Consider the following 16,109-nt stretch of genomic DNA (forward strand, 5'->3'; position numbering starts at 1 on the left):
GCGCCGAGGAGGGGACCGGGATGGGCTTCACGCGCGCCGAACTCGAGTCGTACCGCGACGCGACCGTCGACGACCTCATGCCCGACCACCCTCGGCTCGTCTTCGTCGGCATCAGCCCCGGACTCTGGACCGCGGCGACCGGAACGCGCTTCGCCCACCCCGGCAACCGGTTCTACCCGGCGCTCGTCGCGGCAGGGATCCTGCCGGCGCTCCCCGACTTCGCGAACGGCCTCGCGGACGCCGATCGCCGGACGTTCCTCGACGCCGGCATCGGCATCACGAACCTGGTGCACCGCGCCACCGCGCGGGCGGACGAACTCGACCGGAGCGAACTCCGCGAGGGGGCAGCGCGCCTCGAGCGCGACATCGCCCGGTGGCATCCGCTCGTCGTCGCGGTCGTCGGCCTCACCGCCTACCGGCAGGGCTTCGACCGCCCGAAGGTCCGCGCCGGCCGACAGGACGAGTCGATCGCGGGCGCCGAGCTCTGGGTCGTCCCGAACCCGAGCGGGCTCAACGCCCATGCCGGCGTCGCGGACCTCGCGCGCGCGTACGCCGGGCCCGCGCTCGCCGCGGGCATCCCCGCCGCCCCACCGTCCGCCGGCTGAGCGCTCAGCCGCCTCGACGGGACCAGAGTTCGAGCCCGCCGACGCGATGCACCAGGGTGAACTCGCGCTCGAACTCCTCGCGGTGCTCCGCGTCGAGCCAGTCGAGCTCGTCCGGATCGAGCGCCGCGCCATCCGCCCCCTCGAGGTACGACCACCAGCGCGCCTGCCACTCCTCCGACGCGAGGAAGCGGTCGCGGGTCAGCTCCCCGGCATCGGGGAGCGTCAGCGAGAGGCTCAGCGGGTCGACGTCCATCGTGCATCCGGCCTCGAGGTTCCGGCCCACGTGATCGGCCACGACGAGCACCGAGGGCATCCCGGCGACGCACTCGTGTTCGGCCGCCCAGTCCGCGACGACGGATGCCGCCGGCCGCGGGCCGACGACCACGAGGTCGCCCACGGCCATCAGCGCGATCACGGCGAGGCCGCCTGCGGCCACGAGACGACGGGCCCGCGTCCGCCGGATCCGGCCGACGGCGGCGCCGAGGGCGAGGGCGAGCGGCGCCATGAGCCACACCGCGTAGTGGTAGAACGAGACCCCGGATGCCGCGAGCGCGATCGCGTGCGCGAGGGTCACGATCGCGCACCACGCCTCCGGCGGCCACGAGCCCGGACGCGTCCGCCGGCCGATCGCGCCGACGAGGGGCAGCGCGGCGACGGCGAGCGCGAGCACGACGCCGGCGGCCGACGCGGCCGTCGGGACGGCCTCGCGGATCGCCGGGAACGCGAAGTAGGGGGAGAGGTAGTCCGCCCGCTCGGCGAGGTCGACGTCGTTCCCGGCCCGACCGAGCTGGGCGCTCACCGTGAGCTGCCACATGGCGCCGGGGTCGGCGAGCAGGAACGGCAGGCCGATGAGGGCTGCGACGATCGCTCCCGTGCCGAGGTAGCGGAGCGCCGCACCGCGTCCGAGGCGGCTCCAGATCATCCAGCCGACGATGACGACGTCGATCACGACCCAGTACTTGACCAGGAGCGCGACGCCCAGTGCCGCACCGGCGACGATCGGGGCGGATCGGCGGCCGCCGAGTACGGCGAGGAGCGCGACGAGCAGTCCCAGGTTGAGGTACGGCTCGAGCAGGTACGTGCGCTCGGTCGCGACCGCCATGCCCCACGTCGCGTACAGCCCGGCGCCGACGAGCACGGCGGAGACGCCGAATCGCCGGAGCAGGACGCCGATCAGCACGGTGTTCGCGGCGCCCACCGCGACCGTGAGCAGCCGTGCGCCGGCGAGGCCGACGGCCTCGTTCGTGATCTCGGCCCAGCCGGCGAACGGGAGGAGGAGCAGCAGCGACCCGGGCGGATGGACGTAGCCGAAGTCCGCGTACGGAAGTCGGCCGTGGAGCATCGAGACGGCGCCGGCGAACATGATGCCGTCGTCGTTCTCGCGCATCCAGAGGAGTGCGTCCGGGAAGGCGAACGCCGCCGCGCGGAGGACGAGCGCGACCACCCCGACCGCGACGATCGCGACCGTCGTCGCCTCGCGGCGGGTTCCGGTCGCGCTCGTCGGCGCGGAGGTGGCCTCGGTCACGGTCTCCTCCTGGCGTGAGGTCGGCGCGGGAGCGTGGCGCGGGCGGCGCCGTTGCGGACGACCCTAGCGTCTCCGGCGACGGTCGATGGGCCCGGGCATGACGCCCGACTCGACGATCCGGCACCGGCAAGTCGGAACGACCTCTTCCGTATTCCGAGTTATGATCGCAACACGGAATACCATCGTATTCATTCCGAGAAGAGGTGACATGGCGAACGCAGGCACCGGCTGGCCCGTGCACGGTTCACGCACGGTGCCGTGGCAGCAGTCCGGGCGTCACGGCACGCGGGCCGATCGGATGCTGCGCGAGATCACGGTCTCGTTGCCGCCCATGATCGCCCGTCTCGACTACCGTCCCGACCCGACGCTCACGGTCGCGCTCGCCGATGCGGCGCGAGCGGTCATCGCCGTGGACACCGATCCGCGCGGGCAGCTCGGGGCGCTCGGCGGGCTACTCCTTCGCACCGAGTCCGTGTCGTCGTCCCGCATCGAGCAGGTCGACGCGAGCATGGACGACTACGCCCGGGCGGTCGCCGGCATCCGCTCGAACGAGTCCGCGTCGTCGATGGTCGCCGCCACGCGGGCGCTCGGCCGGATGATCGAGCGCGCGGGGACGTCGCGGCGGATCGAGCTCGACGACGTGCTCGACGCGCATCGCACCCTGATGGCCGACGACCCGGTCGACGCGCGGTACGCCGGCCGGGTCCGCGACGTGCAGAACTGGATCAGCGGGTCCGACCACTCGCCGATCGGCGCGGTGCACGTCCCGCCGCCGCCCGAGCTCGTGCCGGAGCTCCTCGAGGACCTCCTCGCCTTCGCCGCGCGCGACGACCTCGATCCGGTCGCCCAGGCGGCGATCGCGCACGCCCAGTTCGAGTCGATCCACCCCTTCACCGACGGGAACGGCAGGATCGGCCGGGCGCTCATCAACGCCGTGTTCCGGCGTCGGGGGCTCACGTCGCGCACCGTCGTGCCCGTGGCATCCGCCATGCTCGCCGAGCGTGACCGCTACTTCTCGCTCGTCAACGGCTACCGCGACGGCCGCGTCGACGCGTTCGTGGCCGACCTCGCGCGCGGCACGCGGATCGCCGCGATCGAATCGCGTCGGGCGGCCGACCGGCTCGCGGAGCTGCCCGGCTACTGGCGCGAACTCACGCGTCCGCGGGCGGGCAGCGCGGCGGCGAAGCTGCTCGACGCGCTCGCCGAGCATCCGATCCTGGGCGCCGAGGAGGCGCAGTCGCTGACCGGAGCGCCGCTGTCGAGCGTGTACACGGCGCTCGATCGACTCGAGGCCGACGGCGTCATCCGCCAGGTCACGGCCCGACAGCGGAACCGCGTCTGGGGCGTCGTCGACCTGCTCGCGGAGCTCGACGACCTCGCGGCGCGGATCGCGGCTGCGGTGCGCGCGGCCGAGTGAGGAGCCGGACGCAGGAGGGGAGTCGCGCGGATGAGCGCATAATGGATTGATGGATCCATCAATCCATGGAGGAGTCACCGTGTTCACCGACGCCAGCCGCCCGCTCTACGAGGTCAAGGCCAACCTCTTCAAGGGGCTCGCGCACCCGTTGCGCGTGCGGGTGCTCGAGGTGCTCGCGGCGTCGCCCGGTTCCGAGACGCCGGTCTCCGCCCTGCTCGACGCCACCGGGCTCGAGGCGTCCCACCTCTCGCAGCACCTCGCCGTACTGCGCAACTACCGGCTCGTGACCGCTGAGCGCCGTGGCAACCAGGTGTCGTACCGGCTCGCCTATCCGCAGGTCGCCGACCTCCTGCGCGTCGCGAGGGCGCTCCTCGGCGAGATCCTGCAAGCCACCGAACGCCAGCTCGTCGAGCAGGCCGGGCTGCCCGACCTCCCGGCGCAGGCGACGGACGGCCCGGCCGCACCGGTCGCCTCGACCGACTCGGTCACATCGGCCCGCTCGGCGGCCCGGCCATGACGGCGACGACCGCGCGGCGCGCCGGCCGCGGCATCCGCTCGCTGCTGCCCGGCGTCGCCGACTACCGCGACATCCGGCGGACGTGGAGGGGCGACCTCGTCGCCGGCGTCACCGTCGGGATCGTCGCGCTCCCGCTCGCGCTCGCGTTCGGGGTGAGCTCCGGCGCCGGCGCCGCGAGCGGGCTGGTCACCGCGATCGTCGCGGGCGTCGTCGCGGCCGTCTTCGGGGGGTCGAACGTGCAGGTGTCCGGGCCGACGGGAGCGATGGTCGTCGTCCTGGCACCGATCATCGCGACCCACGGCGTCGGCGCGCTCGCGATCGTCGGGCTGCTCGCCGGAGCCATCGTGCTCGTGGCCGGCGTCCTGCGGCTCGGGCGCGCCGTCACGTTCATCCCCTGGCCGGTGATCGAGGGGTTCACGCTCGGGATCGCCGTGATCATTTTCCTCCAGCAGGTGCCGGCTGCACTCGGCGTTCCGGCCACGGAGGGCGCGAACGCGGTCGTCGGTGCGATCGACGCGGTGCTCGGGGCATCCTGGCCGGAGGCGGCCTGGGCGCTCGCCGTCGTCGCGACGGTCGCCGCGATCATGCTCATCGCGCCGCGCATCCACCCGCTCGTGCCCGGGTCGATCGTCGCGATCGTCGTCGTCACGCTGGTGGTCGTGCTCATCGGGATCCCCGTCGCGACGATCGGGGCTCTGCCCAGCGGCCTCCCGGTGCCGACGCTTCCGGCCGTCGACCCCGCGACCCTCGCCGCGCTCGCGCTTCCCGCGGCCACGGTCGCCGCCCTCGCCGCGATCGAATCCCTGCTGTCGGCGCGGGTCGCCGCATCGATCTCCGACACGGGGCCGTACGACGCCGACCGGGAGCTCGTCGGCCAGGGGCTCGCCTCGATCGCGTCGGCGCTGTTCGGCGGAATGCCCGCCACGGGCGCGATCGCCCGGACGGCCGTGAACGTGCGGTCGGGCGCCCGGACGAGGCTCTCGGCGATCGTGCACGCCGTGCTGCTCGCCGCGATCGTCGCGGTCGGCGCATCCGTCGTGGCATCCATCCCGCTCGCGGCGCTCGCCGGCGTCCTCATGGTCACGGCCACGCGCATGATCTCGGTCGCGACCGTGCGCTCGGTCGTCGGGTCGACGCGGGCGGATGCGGTCGTGTTCGTCGCGACGGCCATCATCACGGTGAGCGTCGACCTCATCACGGCGGTGCTCGTCGGCATCGCGGTGGCGGCGTTCCTCGCGCTGCGCGCGCTCGCGCGTTCGAGCGGGGTGCACCGCGAGGAGCTTCCCGGGCCGGCCGAGGTCGGCGACGAGCGGGTCGCACTGTTCCGCCTCGAGGGCGCCCTCTTCTTCGGGGTGGCCGAGCGCATGCTCGAGCGCGTCGGTGCGATGCGCGACGTCGACGTCGTGATCATCCGGATGTCGCAGCTCCAGATCCTCGACGCGACGGGCGCGCAGGTCGTCACGGAACTGGTCCACGCCCTCGAGCGGCGCGGCGTGACCGTCCTGGTCAAGGGGATCCAGGACCGCCACCTCGACCTCGCGCGTCGCGTCGGCGTCATCGACTCGCTGCGGCACCGGAACCACCTCTTCGACGACCTCGGGGGCGCGGTCGCGCACGCGCGGAGCCACGTCCGCCGGGCGTCCGCCGCGATGTGACGATCGGGGCCGGCCCGACGTACGATCGAGGCACGCCGGCCGGGGCGCTCGGGAGGGAGCACCACTGGCCAGCTGGCATCCGATCCTCGCCGCCGACGAGCCCGAACCGGGGCGGTGGCGGCTGGTCGACTCGCTCGGCCGCGAGTACGGCCGGGTCGATATCGTGCGCCTCGACGGCGCCGTGCGATACCGCGCCGAGTTCGAGGGGCGACAGCTCGGATGGGGCACCACGTTGCGCGGTGCGTGCGAGCGCGTGCATCAGGCGTTCGTGCGCTCCCACGGCCCGGGCGAGTGGCAGGGCTACCCCGATTTCACGCGTGCCGAACCATGAGGATCCCCCTGTCACGGAGGTGAGCATCCGTCGACTGTTCGGATGACTTTCACAGGGAATGGGCACGACTCGTGGAGAAAGGGTGTGCAGACTGGCGACTTCGCCGCGGCGACCCCCCATTTCATGCACCGAGACGAGAACCGCGGCGCGCGAGGACAGCACCTCGAGCGCCGCCCACGAGATTCCATGCGCAACGAGAACAGTTCCCCCAGCACCACCCTGACCACCCCTGACGAGACCGTCGACGCCACGCGCGCCCGGGTCCGTCGCACCCGGCGCAACCGCCGGGCCGCCTGGATCGCCTCCGGCGCGGTCGTCGCCGTCGGCGCACTCGTCGGCTCCGGCTTCGCGGTCCAGTCGGCCGTGGCCGACCAGGAACGGCGCGTCGCGGAGACCGCCGCCATCGCCGAGGGCGCCGACCGCGGGATCGACCAGCTCGACGCCGCCGGCGGCCTGCTCGAGGCCCACGCCGTCAAGACGGCCGAGGACACGCTGAAGGCCGCCGACGCCACGATGGCGAAGGCGAAGGGCAAGGCGGATGCCACCGAGCTCGCCTCGTCGGTCGCGAGCCTCGAGCACTACAGCTACCTCGCGCCCGAGCGCGTGTTCGAGCTCGCGAGCCTCACGTCCGACAAGGCCGACCAGGTGACCGCCAAGGTCACGGAGTTCGACCGCAAGGCCGCCGAGAAGGCCGCTGCCGAGAAGGCGGCCGCCGAGAAGGCCGCCGCCGAGAAGGCCGCAGCGGAGGCCGCCGCCGCCGAGCAGGAGTCCGCTTCCGCCGCGCCGGCGTACCCGAGCGGCCCGGCGAACCCCAGCGGTGCGCAGGCGATCGCGCGCGACCTGATGGCCTCGATGTACGGCTGGGGCGGCGACCAGTTCGGCTGCCTCGTCGACCTCTGGAACAAGGAGTCGGGCTGGAACGTGTACGCGCAGAACCCGTCGAGCGGCGCGTACGGCATCCCGCAGGCGCTGCCCGGCTCGAAGATGTCGACGGCCGGCGCCGACTGGGCGACGAGCGCGTCGACCCAGATCACCTGGGGCCTCGGCTACATCGCCGGCCGCTACGGCACGCCGTGCGGCGCCTGGTCGCACTCGGTGTCGGTCGGCTGGTACTGACCCTCGGATCCGATCGGATCCCCGCTCACCCGGTGGTCGGCGGCGTCTCGAACGCCGACAGCCACCGGGTGAGCACCCCTTCGAGCACCGCTCGTTCGTCGGCGTCGATCGCCGCGAGCAGGCGGTGCTCGTTCGCCATGTGGGCGGTCATGACCTCGTCGATGAGCTCGCGGCCGCTCGGGGTCAACGCGATGACCCGGCCGCGGCCGTCGACCTCGCTCGTGCGTCGCGTGACCAGTCCGCGTGCGACCAGCCGGTCGACGCGCTTCGTGACGGCGCCGCTCGTCACCATCGTCGATGCGGCGAGGTCGCCCGGCGTCCGCTCGAAGGGCTCGCCCGCCCGACGGAGCGTGGCGATCACGTCGAACTCGCCCTCGGAGAGCCCGAACCGCTCGTAGACGGCGACCAGCTCGTCGGTCAGCGCATTCGCGAGTCGGTGCAGGCGGCCGATCACGCCCTGCGGCGAGACGTCGAGGTCGGGTCGTTCACGGCGCCACTCGCGCATGATGCGGGCGACCCGGTCGTCCGTGGCATCCGTCGTCATGTGCGGAAGTATATCTTCCACGGAAGCTATACTGTCTTCCATGGAAAATACATGGCGCTGGGTGCTCGTGACGGCGATCGCGCCCGTCGCGTGGGGGAGCACGTACTGGGTCACGCGGGAGTTCCTCCCGCCCGACGCCCCGCTGTGGGGCGCCGTGCTCCGCGCGATCCCGGCCGGGCTGCTGCTGCTCGCCATCCGACCGCGGCGCCCCCGAGGCGCGTGGTGGTGGCGGGCGGCCGTCCTCGGCGTCCTCAACGTCGGCGTGTTCTTCGCGCTCATCTACCTCGTCGCGCAACTGCTGCCGACCAGCCTGGCCTCGACGATCATGGCGACCTCGCCCGCCGCGATGATGCTGCTCGCCTGGCTGTTCGCCGGTGAGCGGCTGAGGCTCGTCCCGCTCCTCGGCGCGGGCCTCGGGATCGGCGGCGTCGCGCTCATGCTCGCGGGCGACGGCCCGGCCGCAGCGCCGCTCGGCATCGGCGCGTCGGTGCTCGCGATGCTCCTGTCCTCACTCGGGTACATCCTCGCCAAGCGCTGGCGCGAGGGCGCGGACGTCCTCTCGATCACGTCGTGGCAGCTGGTCGCAGGCGGTCTCCTCCTGCTGCCCGCCGCACTCGTGGTGGAGGGAGCGCCGCCTCCGGTGGATGGCCCGGGCCTCGCCGCCTTCGCCTACGTCAGCGTGATCGCGACCGCCGTCGCCCTCGCCGCCTGGTTCGCCGGGCTCTCCCGCCTGCCGGCCGGCACGGTGGGCCTCGTCGGGTTGCTCAACCCGGTCACCGGCGTCCTGCTCGGCGTGCTCGTCGCGGGGGAGCAGCTCGGCGGCCGGCAGCTCGCCGGCCTCGCCATCGTCCTCGTGGGGATCGTCCTCGGACAGCCGTTCGCGCATCGGTCGCTCGCCCGGGTCCGGCGGCGGCTCGGCGGACGCACGGTCGCCGACGGCACGGATCGGCGCATCCCGCGCGCGCGGCGGACCGAAGTCCGTGCGCCCCTGCCCGCCGACTGCTAACCTGCGGCCCAAGTGCCGCGCCCGGGCTCCGGCGGCGGCGGATCGGGGGGATCATGGCACTCGGGTGGTGGCGTCGGGAGCGCGCGTCGGCGTCCGAGGCGGAACCGCACCCCGACGACGCGGCGTCGACGGCACGGACCTCGGTCGCGTTGCCGCGCGCGGCCGTCATCCTGCTCGGCTTCGCGGGGGTGGTCGTCGTGATGTTCGGGCTGGCGGCCGCCCGATCGGTCGTCGCGCCGGCGTTCCTCGCGCTCGTACTGACGATCTGCGTCCATCCGGTGCGGATCGGGCTCGTGCGGCGCGGAGTGCCGGTCGGCCTCGCGACCGGCGCCGCGATCGTCGCTGTCTTCGCCCTCCTCGCCGGGTTCGTCGCCACACTGGTCTTCGCGCTGGCGCAGTTCACGACGCTGCTGCCCGAGTACGCCCCGCAGATCCAGGCGGCAGGGGCGAACCTCAGCGATGCGCTCGAGGGCCTCGGCATCGGCGCGCAGCAGGCGCAGACCATCGTCGACGGGCTCGAACCGTCGCGCATCATCGACGTCGTGGGCGCGGTGCTCGGCGGCGTCGCCGGCATCACGTTCTCGCTGGTCGTCATCCTCACCCTGCTCATCCTCATGGCGATGGACGGCACCTACGCGCCGGCGATCCTCGCGCAGCTGCGTCCTCGCCGTGCCGCGCTCGTCGACGCGCTCGTCCTCTACACGAGGAACGTCCGGCGCTACATGGTCGTCACGACCGGGCTGGGCGTCGCGCAGGGCGTGCTCAACTGGATCGCCCTGCTCATCCTCCAGGTACCCGGAGCCCTGCTCTGGGGCGTCCTGTCGTTCATCTGCAGCTTCATCCCGAACATCGGCTACTTCATCGCGATCGTGCCGCCCCTCGTGTTCGGATTCCTCTCCGGAGGCTGGCCCGTGTTCATCGCCGTGCTCCTCGTGTACGGCGTCGTGAACGCGGTGGTCCAATCGATCGTCCAGCCCAAGGTGGTCGGCGGCGCGGTGCGACTGAGCGAGACCATCACGTTCGTCTCGGTGCTGTTCTGGGCGCTCGTGATCGGGCCGGTGGGCGCGGTGCTGGCCGTCCCGCTCACGCTCCTCGTGCGCTCGATCCTCCTCGACGCCGATCCCACCCTCGCCTGGTGGCGGCCGGCGACCGGCGACGTCGAGGAGACGAAGGGGATCGCCGCGGAACTGTCGGCCAAGGCGCGCGCGCAGGCCAAGGCCGACCGCGCGGCACGCCCGCCACGGGGGCGGGCGGCCCGCGCGTCAAGGCCGTGATCGCCCGCGGTGCGCTCGCTAGCCTGACGGGATGAGCGAGCAGGCGGGGGAGACGACCACCGGAGGCGGATTCCGCGAACGGGTCACGCACATCGTGCAGTGGGTGCTCAGCACCAAGCCCGCCCGCGCCTTCCTCCTCTACCAGGAGCAGCACGGAGCGCTGCTCGCCGACAGCGTGACCTACCGGACGCTCTTCTCGGTCTTCGCAGGCACGTTCCTCGGGTTCGCCGTCGCGGGCATCTGGCTCGCCGGCAACCCCGACGCGATCGACGCGATCGTGGCCACCGTGAGCGGGGTCATCCCCGGCCTCATCGGCGAGGGCGCCGTGCTCGACCCGGACGCCCTGATCCAGCCCATCACGCTGAGCATCGCCGGATCGCTCGCGCTCATCGGCGTCGTCGGGGCGGCGATCGGCGCGATCCGCTCCCTCCGGATCGCGCTCCGCCAGCTCGCCGGGCGACCCGACGACGACAGCTTCTTCCTCTGGCAGCTGCTCCGCGACCTCGCGATCGCGATCGGCTTCGGCGGCCTCCTCGTGGCGGGCGCCGCCGTGACCGTGGTCGGCACCGGCGCACTGGATGCAGTGGTGGGCTGGCTCGGCCGCCCCTTCGGCGGGGTCCTGTTCGACACCGGGTCGCGCACGCTCTCGGTGCTCGTCGCGTTCGCGATCGACACGGTGGTCATCGCCGGGCTGTTCCGGTTGCTCGCCGGGCTCCGCCCGAGCGCCCGGGCGCTGTGGTCCGGGTCGCTGCTGGGCGGCGCCGGCCTGACGGTGCTCCAGCTGCTCTCGAGCCTCTTCGTCGGCGGAGCGACGAGCAATCCGCTGCTCGCCTCGTTCGGTTCGCTGATCGCGCTGCTGATCTGGCTCAACCTGTCGAGCCAGGTCGTGCTCATCGCCAGCGCCTACATCGTCACCGGCGTCGACGAGGAGCGCGACCGGGTCGCAGTGAGGTACGGCGCGACGTCGATGGCGCTGCGTCGCCTGAAGCGGGCCGAGCGACGGGCAGCGGATGCCGCGGCGGAGGTCGCCGCCGCCCGTGACGCGCTGCCCGGGGTCGCCGACCCGGCGGCGCGCGGACGGCGCTGACCGCACTCGCCCGGCCGGCCGGCCGGCGCCGGGGTTCGCCGTCGCACCGCGCTGGCGCCGCGCGCGAGGCGCGCGCCAGACTGGTCGCGTGCCGACCGTCCTCCAGCTCACCCGCTCCGTCGTCGCCCCGATCACCCGCACGCGGCTGTTCCGTGCGATCGCCCCGGTCCTCCTGCCGCCGATCGAAGCGGTGCTCGGCGCGCTGAGCGGCGGGCGGCTCCAGCTCGCCTCCCTGCTCGTGCCGTCGCTCGTCCTGCACACCGTGGGCGCGCGCACGGGCATGGCGCGGGACGTGCACCTCATGTACACGCCGGACGGACGCGGTCGGGCGATCGTCGCCGGGACGAGCTTCGCGCGGGACCGGCACCCGGGATGGACCTACAACCTCATGGCGGACCGCGACGCATCCATCACGGTCCGCGACCGGACGCTCCTGGTGCGCGCGAGCCTCATCCCGGCGACGGATCGGGACGCCGCGTGGGCCCGCATCGAGGCCCAATGGCCCGGATACCGCGGATACGAGCGGGACTCGGGGCGCACCGCGAGGCTGTTCCTGCTGCAGCCCGTCGCCGAGCTCGCGGGCCCGCGCGACCACGGCGAGGCCGCCGCCCGCCCCCTCGACGCGTCATCCGACCCGGATTAGGCTGCACCGCATGTGCCGGAACATCCGAACCCTCCACAACTTCGAGCCCGTCGCGACGAGCGACGAGGTCCGGGCCGCCGCACTCCAGTACGTCCGGAAGGTGAGCGGCTCGACGCATCCGTCGAAGGCCAACCAGGCGGCCTTCGACGAGGCGGTCGAGGAGATCGCGCACGTCACGCAGCACCTCCTCGACCACCTGGTGACCTCGGCGCCGCCGAAGGACCGCGAGGTCGAGGCCGCGAAGGCGCGCGCTCGCGCCGCGCAACGCTACGCCACGGCGAGCGCATGAGCGGGGGCGTCGGGGGCACGCGGTAGCTTCGCGTCATGGCCCGCGACGCGACGACCCTCGAGATCGACGGACCCGACGGCGTGCGCGCCGTGCGGGTCTCCAGCCCCGACCGGATGGTCTGGCCCGAGGAGGGGATCACGAAGCTCGAACTCGCCGAGTACTTCGTCGCCGTCGGCGAGGCGTTCGTCGCGGCGAACGGCGATCGCCCGGTCTCACTCGAGCGCTTCCGCGACGGCATCGGCGGCGAATCGTTCTTCTCGAAGAACCCGCCGAAGGGCGCGCCCGAGTGGATGCGCGACGTGACGGTGACCTATCCGAGCGGTCGCAGGCATCCGCAGCTCGTCATCGACGAACCCGCCGGCGCGGTCTGGGCCGCGCAGATGAACACGATCGTCTTCCACCCGTGGGCCTCGCGTGCCGGCGACCCCGACCTGCCCGACCAGCTGCGCGTCGACCTCGACCCGCAGCCCGGCACGGGATTCGCCGACGCGGTGCCGACCGCGTACGCCCTCCGCGACCTGCTCGAGGAGGTCGGGCTGACCGGGTTCGTCAAGACCTCGGGCAACCGGGGCATCCACGTCTTCGCGCCGATCGAGCCGGTGCACGAGTTCCTCGACGTGCGTCACGCGGTGATCGCCCTCGGGCGCGAACTCGAGCGACGGATGCCGGATCGCGTCACCACGGCGTGGTGGAAGGAGGAGCGCGGCGAGCGCATCTTCGTCGACTTCAACCAGGCCAACCGGGATCGGACGATGGCCGGCGCCTACAGTCCACGGGCCCTTCCCACCGCGGCGGTCTCGTGCCCGCTCGAGTGGGACGAGCTCGACGCCGCGGAGCCCGCGTCGTTCACCGTGCGGACGGTGCCCGCTCGGCTCGCCGAGCGAGGCGACCCCTGGGCGCACATGCACGACGCACCCGGTCGCATCGACACGCTGCTCGACTGGTGGCGGCGCGACCTCGACGACGGGCTCGGCGAGCTGCCGTTCCCGCCCGACTTCCCCAAGATGCCGGGGGAGCCCACGCGAGTGCAGCCGAGCCGCGCGCGCAAGCCCGGCGCCGACTGAGCTCAGACCTCGGTCGAGATCGCCCCGCGCGGGGGCGGCGGCGGGCCGTGCACCTCGCGGTGCAGCCGCTCCATCCGCGCGTCGAGCTCGGCGGCGGTCCGGGCGGCGTCGGTCAACTGGTCCAGCAGCTCATCGGGCACCCGGCGGTCGAACTTGTAGTAGATCTTGTGCTCGAGGCTCGCCCAGAAGTCCATCGCGATCGTGCGGATCTGCACCTCGACGGCGACCGGGTGCGCTCCCGTCGACAGGAAGACGGGGACCTCGACGATGAGGTGCAGGCTCTGGTACCCGTTGGCCTTCGGCTCGGCGATGTAGTCCTTGACCTTGATCACGCGCACGTCCTCCTGCGCGGTGAGGAGCTCGGCGATCCGGTACGCGTCGGACACGAAGCTGCAGGTCACGCGGACGCCCGCGATGTCGGTGATGGTCGCACGGATCGCGTCGAACGAGGGCTCGATGCCCTTGCGTCGCATCTTGTCGACGACGCTGTCGAGGCTCTTCAGGCGGCTCGAGATGTGCTCGATCGGGTTGTACGCGTGGGCCTGGCTGAACTCCTCGCGCAGGATCGAGAGCTTGGTGATCACCTCGTCCATGCCGAACTTGTAGCGCTGCATGAACCGTTCGGTCTCATCGCGGAGCGCCCGCATCTCGTCGAGGGTCCGCCCGTCGATCGTGTCGAGCGTGCGCTGCGCCCGGTCGGTCAGCATCGGCTGCGGGGCGGGTCGGGCTGGCGGGGTTCCGTCGAGCGGCGTCACGCGGGCCACGCTACGGTGCCAACCTCGGTGTTCCCTCTGCGGCGTCGTCGCATCGGCCGTGCATGCGGCCGCGTCGGCCGCCTCGCTCAGTCGACCGCGTCGAGGTAGCGCCAGCGGTCCTCGCGCAGGAATCGGCTCGTCTCGCGCTGCACGCCCCGCTCCGCCCCGTGCGCGTAGCGCGCGGCGAACTCCACGACGCCGTCGCGGTCAAGCGGACCGCCGCGTTCCGTGCGCACGATCTCGAGCGAGCGCCAGCGGACCTCCGGGTCGAGGTCCAACCGCTCGGGCCGGGTCGACGGATGCCATGTGGCGAGCAGGTACGCGGTGTCGCCGACCACGAAGGCGGTGTAGCGCGAGCGCATGAGCTGGACCGCGGTCGGTGCGGGCCGGCCTGCGAGCAGTGGACCGCAGCATTCGCCGTAGGTGCTCCCGCTCCCGCACCGGCAGCGGGCATCGTCGGTCGGCCTCGCGACGGCGCGTTCGGGCTCCATGCGCTCCAGTCTCACGCACTCGCGGTCATGGTCTGCCCAGCAGAAGTCGAGGTTTCGTTCAGGAATACCGTGCAGAGTAGGGCTTTCGTGCGCCCGGGCCGTCGGCTCGGGCCCGTCCATGCCCCCGCTCGGAGGGCCACCGACCCCCAGGATCCGAGCCACCCCATGCCTATGCAGACCTCCAACTCGATCACGCCTGCCCCCTCCCAGACCACCGAGACCACCGGGACCACCGGGACCGCCTCGTTCCGCACCGAGGCGGCGACCCGTCGCGCCGCTCGGCGCAACCGCATCGGCCGCCGGCGCCGCCTCGTCCTCGCCGGCGCGCTCGTCGCCGTCGGTGCCGTGGCAGCAACCGGTCTCTCCGTCAACTCGTCGCTCGCCGCGCAGCGCGTCGCGGAGACGAGCGCGCTCACCGCGTCCACCGGCCTCGCCGCCGAGCAGCTCGGAGCCTACGCCGGCGTCGCCGAGGCGAAGGTCCACGCCGAGGCGCAGGACACGCTGACCCTCGCCGAGGACACGCTCTCGAGCGTCGAGGGCAAGATCGACGCCGATCCGCTCGCGTCATCGGTCGCCACCCTCGGCGACTACGAGGCGCTGCCGCTCGACGAGGTCCGCGACCTCACGATCTCGACCCGCGCCGAGATCCGCAAGGCGGAGGAGGCCGCGACGGCGCACGACCGCGAGGTCGCCGAGCGCGAGGCCGCCGACGCGCTCGCCCGGGCGAACACGCCGGACGGCGCCAAGCAGACCGCCCGCGCGATGGCCGCCTCCCAGTACGGCTGGGGCGAGGCCGAGTTCCAGTGCCTCGTGCAGCTCTGGACCAAGGAGTCCGGCTGGAACTACCAGGCCGTGAACGCCTCGAGCGGCGCCTACGGCATCGTGCAGGCCTGGCCCGCCGAGAAGCTTGCGACGGCCGGCGCCGACTGGCGCACCAACGCGGCGACCCAGATCAAGTGGGGCCTCGATTACATCGCGCGCGGCTACGGCAGCCCGTGCGCCGCGTGGGGTCACTCGCAGTCCGTCAACTGGTACTGAGCGGCTGCGTCGCCCGTGAGCCGTCGATCCGACCGGATCGGCGGCTCACGCCGTCCGCGGGTCCAGCAGCGTCCGCCGACTCGGGTGCCGGTCGAACCACTGCTCCACGTACCAGCAGCTCGGCACGATCCGCAGCCTCGAGCGGGCCTCGACGTCGTCGACCGCGAATCCGACGAGTTCGGACGCGAGGCCGCAGCCGCGGTAAGGCGGATTCGTGAACGTCCGCACGAACGCGACGGTGCCGTCGAGTTCGCGGTAGTCCAGCGCGCTGGCGACCTGCCCGTCGATGCGGAGCACGTACCGCCGGTGGTCGTGTTCGTGAACGAGTTCCTTCACCCGTCCAAGGCTACGCCCGGGCGGGCGCATCGCCGATCAACGACCTCGGAGACGGTCGAGATCGCGTCGCTCGCGCTTGGTCGGCCGTCCGGCGCCGCGGTCGCGCAGCGGGACGGATGCCACGGCCTCCCGCGGTGGCGGTGCGGGGGTCCGGTCGTCGGCCGCCGCCGCCGCGAGCTCGGCCGAGACGCGCTTCACGATCGGGCGGCGGACGATGAGGATCCGGTCGAAACCGTGCAGGCGCACGCGCACCTCGTCGCCGGGCCGGACCGGCTGCGCCGCCTTCGCCCGATCACCGTTCACCCGCACGTGGCCGGCCCGGCACGCCGCCGTCGCGGCCGAGCGCGTCTTGCACACCCGGACCGCCCACAGCCACGCGTCCACGCGCGCCGCATCGAGCTCCGCCATCCCCCCAG

At 73.0% G+C, this 16,109-nt stretch carries 18 protein-coding genes; 12 read left to right on the plus strand and 6 right to left on the minus strand.

Features of this window, described 5'->3' with window-relative positions:
• Nucleotides 1-20 precede the first annotated feature (20 nt).
• Nucleotides 21-605: a mismatch-specific DNA-glycosylase gene (locus tag GLX25_RS05990; RefSeq protein ID WP_155841412.1), complete on the plus strand. Its 585-nt coding sequence runs from the start codon at nucleotides 21-23 to the stop codon at nucleotides 603-605.
• Between the two features lie 4 nt (nucleotides 606-609).
• On the opposite strand, the gene GLX25_RS05995 is transcribed toward GLX25_RS05990, so the two are convergent.
• Complete coding sequence (locus GLX25_RS05995; RefSeq protein ID WP_155841413.1) at nucleotides 610-2,130, minus strand: hypothetical protein; 1,521 nt, start codon at nucleotides 2,128-2,130, stop codon at nucleotides 610-612.
• 208 nt (nucleotides 2,131-2,338) lie between these two features.
• Between GLX25_RS05995 and GLX25_RS06000 the strand changes: the two genes are divergently transcribed.
• The 4 genes from GLX25_RS06000 (at nucleotide 2,339) to GLX25_RS18495 (ending at nucleotide 7,166) form a co-directional block, all read left to right on the plus strand.
• Nucleotides 2,339-3,547, plus strand: coding sequence for a Fic family protein (locus GLX25_RS06000; RefSeq protein WP_155841414.1), 1,209 nt, complete (start codon nucleotides 2,339-2,341; stop codon nucleotides 3,545-3,547).
• 79 nt (nucleotides 3,548-3,626) lie between these two features.
• Nucleotides 3,627-4,064: an ArsR/SmtB family transcription factor gene (locus GLX25_RS06005; RefSeq protein WP_420837644.1), complete on the plus strand. Its 438-nt coding sequence runs from the start codon at nucleotides 3,627-3,629 to the stop codon at nucleotides 4,062-4,064.
• Nucleotides 4,061-5,719, plus strand: coding sequence for a SulP family inorganic anion transporter (locus GLX25_RS06010; protein ID WP_155841416.1), 1,659 nt, complete (start codon nucleotides 4,061-4,063; stop codon nucleotides 5,717-5,719). The genes GLX25_RS06005 and GLX25_RS06010 overlap by 4 nt, the downstream gene beginning before the upstream one ends.
• A 517-nt stretch (nucleotides 5,720-6,236) precedes the next feature.
• Complete coding sequence (locus GLX25_RS18495; RefSeq protein WP_205719838.1) at nucleotides 6,237-7,166, plus strand: aggregation-promoting factor C-terminal-like domain-containing protein; 930 nt, start codon at nucleotides 6,237-6,239, stop codon at nucleotides 7,164-7,166.
• A 25-nt stretch (nucleotides 7,167-7,191) separates the two neighbouring features.
• Here GLX25_RS18495 and GLX25_RS06020 read toward each other — a convergent pair whose 3' ends face one another.
• The gene (locus tag GLX25_RS06020; protein WP_155841417.1) at nucleotides 7,192-7,710 is read right to left on the minus strand and encodes a MarR family winged helix-turn-helix transcriptional regulator; all 519 of its coding nucleotides are present in this window, start codon (nucleotides 7,708-7,710) and stop codon (nucleotides 7,192-7,194) included.
• A 40-nt stretch (nucleotides 7,711-7,750) separates the two neighbouring features.
• On the opposite strand from GLX25_RS06020, the gene GLX25_RS06025 reads away from it, so the two are divergent.
• The 6 genes from GLX25_RS06025 (at nucleotide 7,751) to ligD (ending at nucleotide 13,073) form a co-directional block, all read left to right on the plus strand.
• On the plus strand, nucleotides 7,751-8,716 hold the full coding sequence (locus GLX25_RS06025) for a DMT family transporter (RefSeq protein ID WP_155841418.1): 966 nt from the start codon (nucleotides 7,751-7,753) through the stop codon (nucleotides 8,714-8,716).
• 53 nt (nucleotides 8,717-8,769) lie between these two features.
• Entirely contained in the window at nucleotides 8,770-9,990 is a 1,221-nt protein-coding gene (locus GLX25_RS06030; protein WP_155841419.1) for an AI-2E family transporter, read from the plus strand.
• 31 nt (nucleotides 9,991-10,021) lie between these two features.
• Nucleotides 10,022-11,077, plus strand: a complete 1,056-nt coding sequence (locus tag GLX25_RS06035) for a YihY/virulence factor BrkB family protein (protein ID WP_155841420.1) — start codon at nucleotides 10,022-10,024, stop codon at nucleotides 11,075-11,077.
• Between the two features lie 88 nt (nucleotides 11,078-11,165).
• Entirely contained in the window at nucleotides 11,166-11,720 is a 555-nt protein-coding gene (locus GLX25_RS06040; RefSeq protein WP_271192456.1) for a nitroreductase family deazaflavin-dependent oxidoreductase, read from the plus strand.
• 10 nt (nucleotides 11,721-11,730) lie between these two features.
• Nucleotides 11,731-12,009, plus strand: coding sequence for a DUF2277 domain-containing protein (locus GLX25_RS06045; protein WP_155051373.1), 279 nt, complete (start codon nucleotides 11,731-11,733; stop codon nucleotides 12,007-12,009).
• Nucleotides 12,010-12,044: 35 nt separating this feature from the next.
• A complete protein-coding gene (ligD, locus tag GLX25_RS06050; RefSeq protein ID WP_155841422.1) occupies nucleotides 12,045-13,073 on the plus strand; it encodes a non-homologous end-joining DNA ligase in 1,029 nt (342 codons plus the stop codon).
• Between the two features lie 2 nt (nucleotides 13,074-13,075).
• Here ligD and GLX25_RS06055 read toward each other — a convergent pair whose 3' ends face one another.
• Both GLX25_RS06055 and GLX25_RS06060 read right to left on the minus strand, forming a co-directional pair.
• Nucleotides 13,076-13,780, minus strand: coding sequence for a GTP pyrophosphokinase (locus tag GLX25_RS06055; protein WP_155841504.1), 705 nt, complete (start codon nucleotides 13,778-13,780; stop codon nucleotides 13,076-13,078).
• Between the two features lie 134 nt (nucleotides 13,781-13,914).
• Nucleotides 13,915-14,319, minus strand: a complete 405-nt coding sequence (locus GLX25_RS06060) for a YchJ family protein (RefSeq protein ID WP_155841423.1) — start codon at nucleotides 14,317-14,319, stop codon at nucleotides 13,915-13,917.
• A 165-nt stretch (nucleotides 14,320-14,484) separates the two neighbouring features.
• Here GLX25_RS06060 and GLX25_RS06065 point away from each other — a divergent pair, with 165 nt between their 5' ends.
• On the plus strand, nucleotides 14,485-15,357 hold the full coding sequence (locus tag GLX25_RS06065; RefSeq protein ID WP_155841424.1) for an aggregation-promoting factor C-terminal-like domain-containing protein: 873 nt from the start codon (nucleotides 14,485-14,487) through the stop codon (nucleotides 15,355-15,357).
• Between the two features lie 45 nt (nucleotides 15,358-15,402).
• Here GLX25_RS06065 and GLX25_RS06070 read toward each other — a convergent pair whose 3' ends face one another.
• Together GLX25_RS06070 and GLX25_RS06075 are read right to left on the minus strand one after the other, a co-directional pair.
• Nucleotides 15,403-15,693, minus strand: a complete 291-nt coding sequence (locus GLX25_RS06070; protein WP_271192455.1) for a GNAT family N-acetyltransferase — start codon at nucleotides 15,691-15,693, stop codon at nucleotides 15,403-15,405.
• 36 nt (nucleotides 15,694-15,729) lie between these two features.
• Nucleotides 15,730-16,101: an RNA-binding S4 domain-containing protein gene (locus GLX25_RS06075; protein WP_155841426.1), complete on the minus strand. Its 372-nt coding sequence runs from the start codon at nucleotides 16,099-16,101 to the stop codon at nucleotides 15,730-15,732.
• Between the last annotated feature and the right edge of the window lie 8 nt (nucleotides 16,102-16,109).

This window comes from Agromyces luteolus (genome assembly GCF_009729855.1).
GTDB classification, from domain to species: domain Bacteria; phylum Actinomycetota; class Actinomycetes; order Actinomycetales; family Microbacteriaceae; genus Agromyces; species Agromyces luteolus.

What these genes read in the sequence shown, in the direction of transcription:
- GLX25_RS06025 (WP_155841418.1), top strand. Translation starts at nt 7,751, where the DNA reads ATGGAAAATACATGGCGCTGGGTGCTCGTGACGGCGATCGCGCCCGTC.
- GLX25_RS06030 (WP_155841419.1), top strand. Translation starts at nt 8,770, where the DNA reads ATGGCACTCGGGTGGTGGCGTCGGGAGCGCGCGTCGGCGTCCGAGGCG.
- ligD (WP_155841422.1), top strand. Translation starts at nt 12,045, where the DNA reads ATGGCCCGCGACGCGACGACCCTCGAGATCGACGGACCCGACGGCGTG.
- GLX25_RS18495 (WP_205719838.1), top strand. Translation starts at nt 6,237, where the DNA reads ATGCGCAACGAGAACAGTTCCCCCAGCACCACCCTGACCACCCCTGAC.
- GLX25_RS06010 (WP_155841416.1), top strand. Translation starts at nt 4,061, where the DNA reads ATGACGGCGACGACCGCGCGGCGCGCCGGCCGCGGCATCCGCTCGCTG.
- GLX25_RS05990 (WP_155841412.1), top strand. Translation starts at nt 21, where the DNA reads ATGGGCTTCACGCGCGCCGAACTCGAGTCGTACCGCGACGCGACCGTC.
- GLX25_RS06060 (WP_155841423.1), bottom strand. Translation starts at nt 14,319, where the DNA reads ATGGAGCCCGAACGCGCCGTCGCGAGGCCGACCGACGATGCCCGCTGC.
- GLX25_RS06045 (WP_155051373.1), top strand. Translation starts at nt 11,731, where the DNA reads ATGTGCCGGAACATCCGAACCCTCCACAACTTCGAGCCCGTCGCGACG.
- GLX25_RS06000 (WP_155841414.1), top strand. Translation starts at nt 2,339, where the DNA reads ATGGCGAACGCAGGCACCGGCTGGCCCGTGCACGGTTCACGCACGGTG.
- GLX25_RS06075 (WP_155841426.1), bottom strand. Translation starts at nt 16,101, where the DNA reads ATGGCGGAGCTCGATGCGGCGCGCGTGGACGCGTGGCTGTGGGCGGTC.
- GLX25_RS06055 (WP_155841504.1), bottom strand. Translation starts at nt 13,780, where the DNA reads ATGCTGACCGACCGGGCGCAGCGCACGCTCGACACGATCGACGGGCGG.
- GLX25_RS06035 (WP_155841420.1), top strand. Translation starts at nt 10,022, where the DNA reads ATGAGCGAGCAGGCGGGGGAGACGACCACCGGAGGCGGATTCCGCGAA.
- GLX25_RS06020 (WP_155841417.1), bottom strand. Translation starts at nt 7,710, where the DNA reads ATGACGACGGATGCCACGGACGACCGGGTCGCCCGCATCATGCGCGAG.
- GLX25_RS06065 (WP_155841424.1), top strand. Translation starts at nt 14,485, where the DNA reads ATGCCTATGCAGACCTCCAACTCGATCACGCCTGCCCCCTCCCAGACC.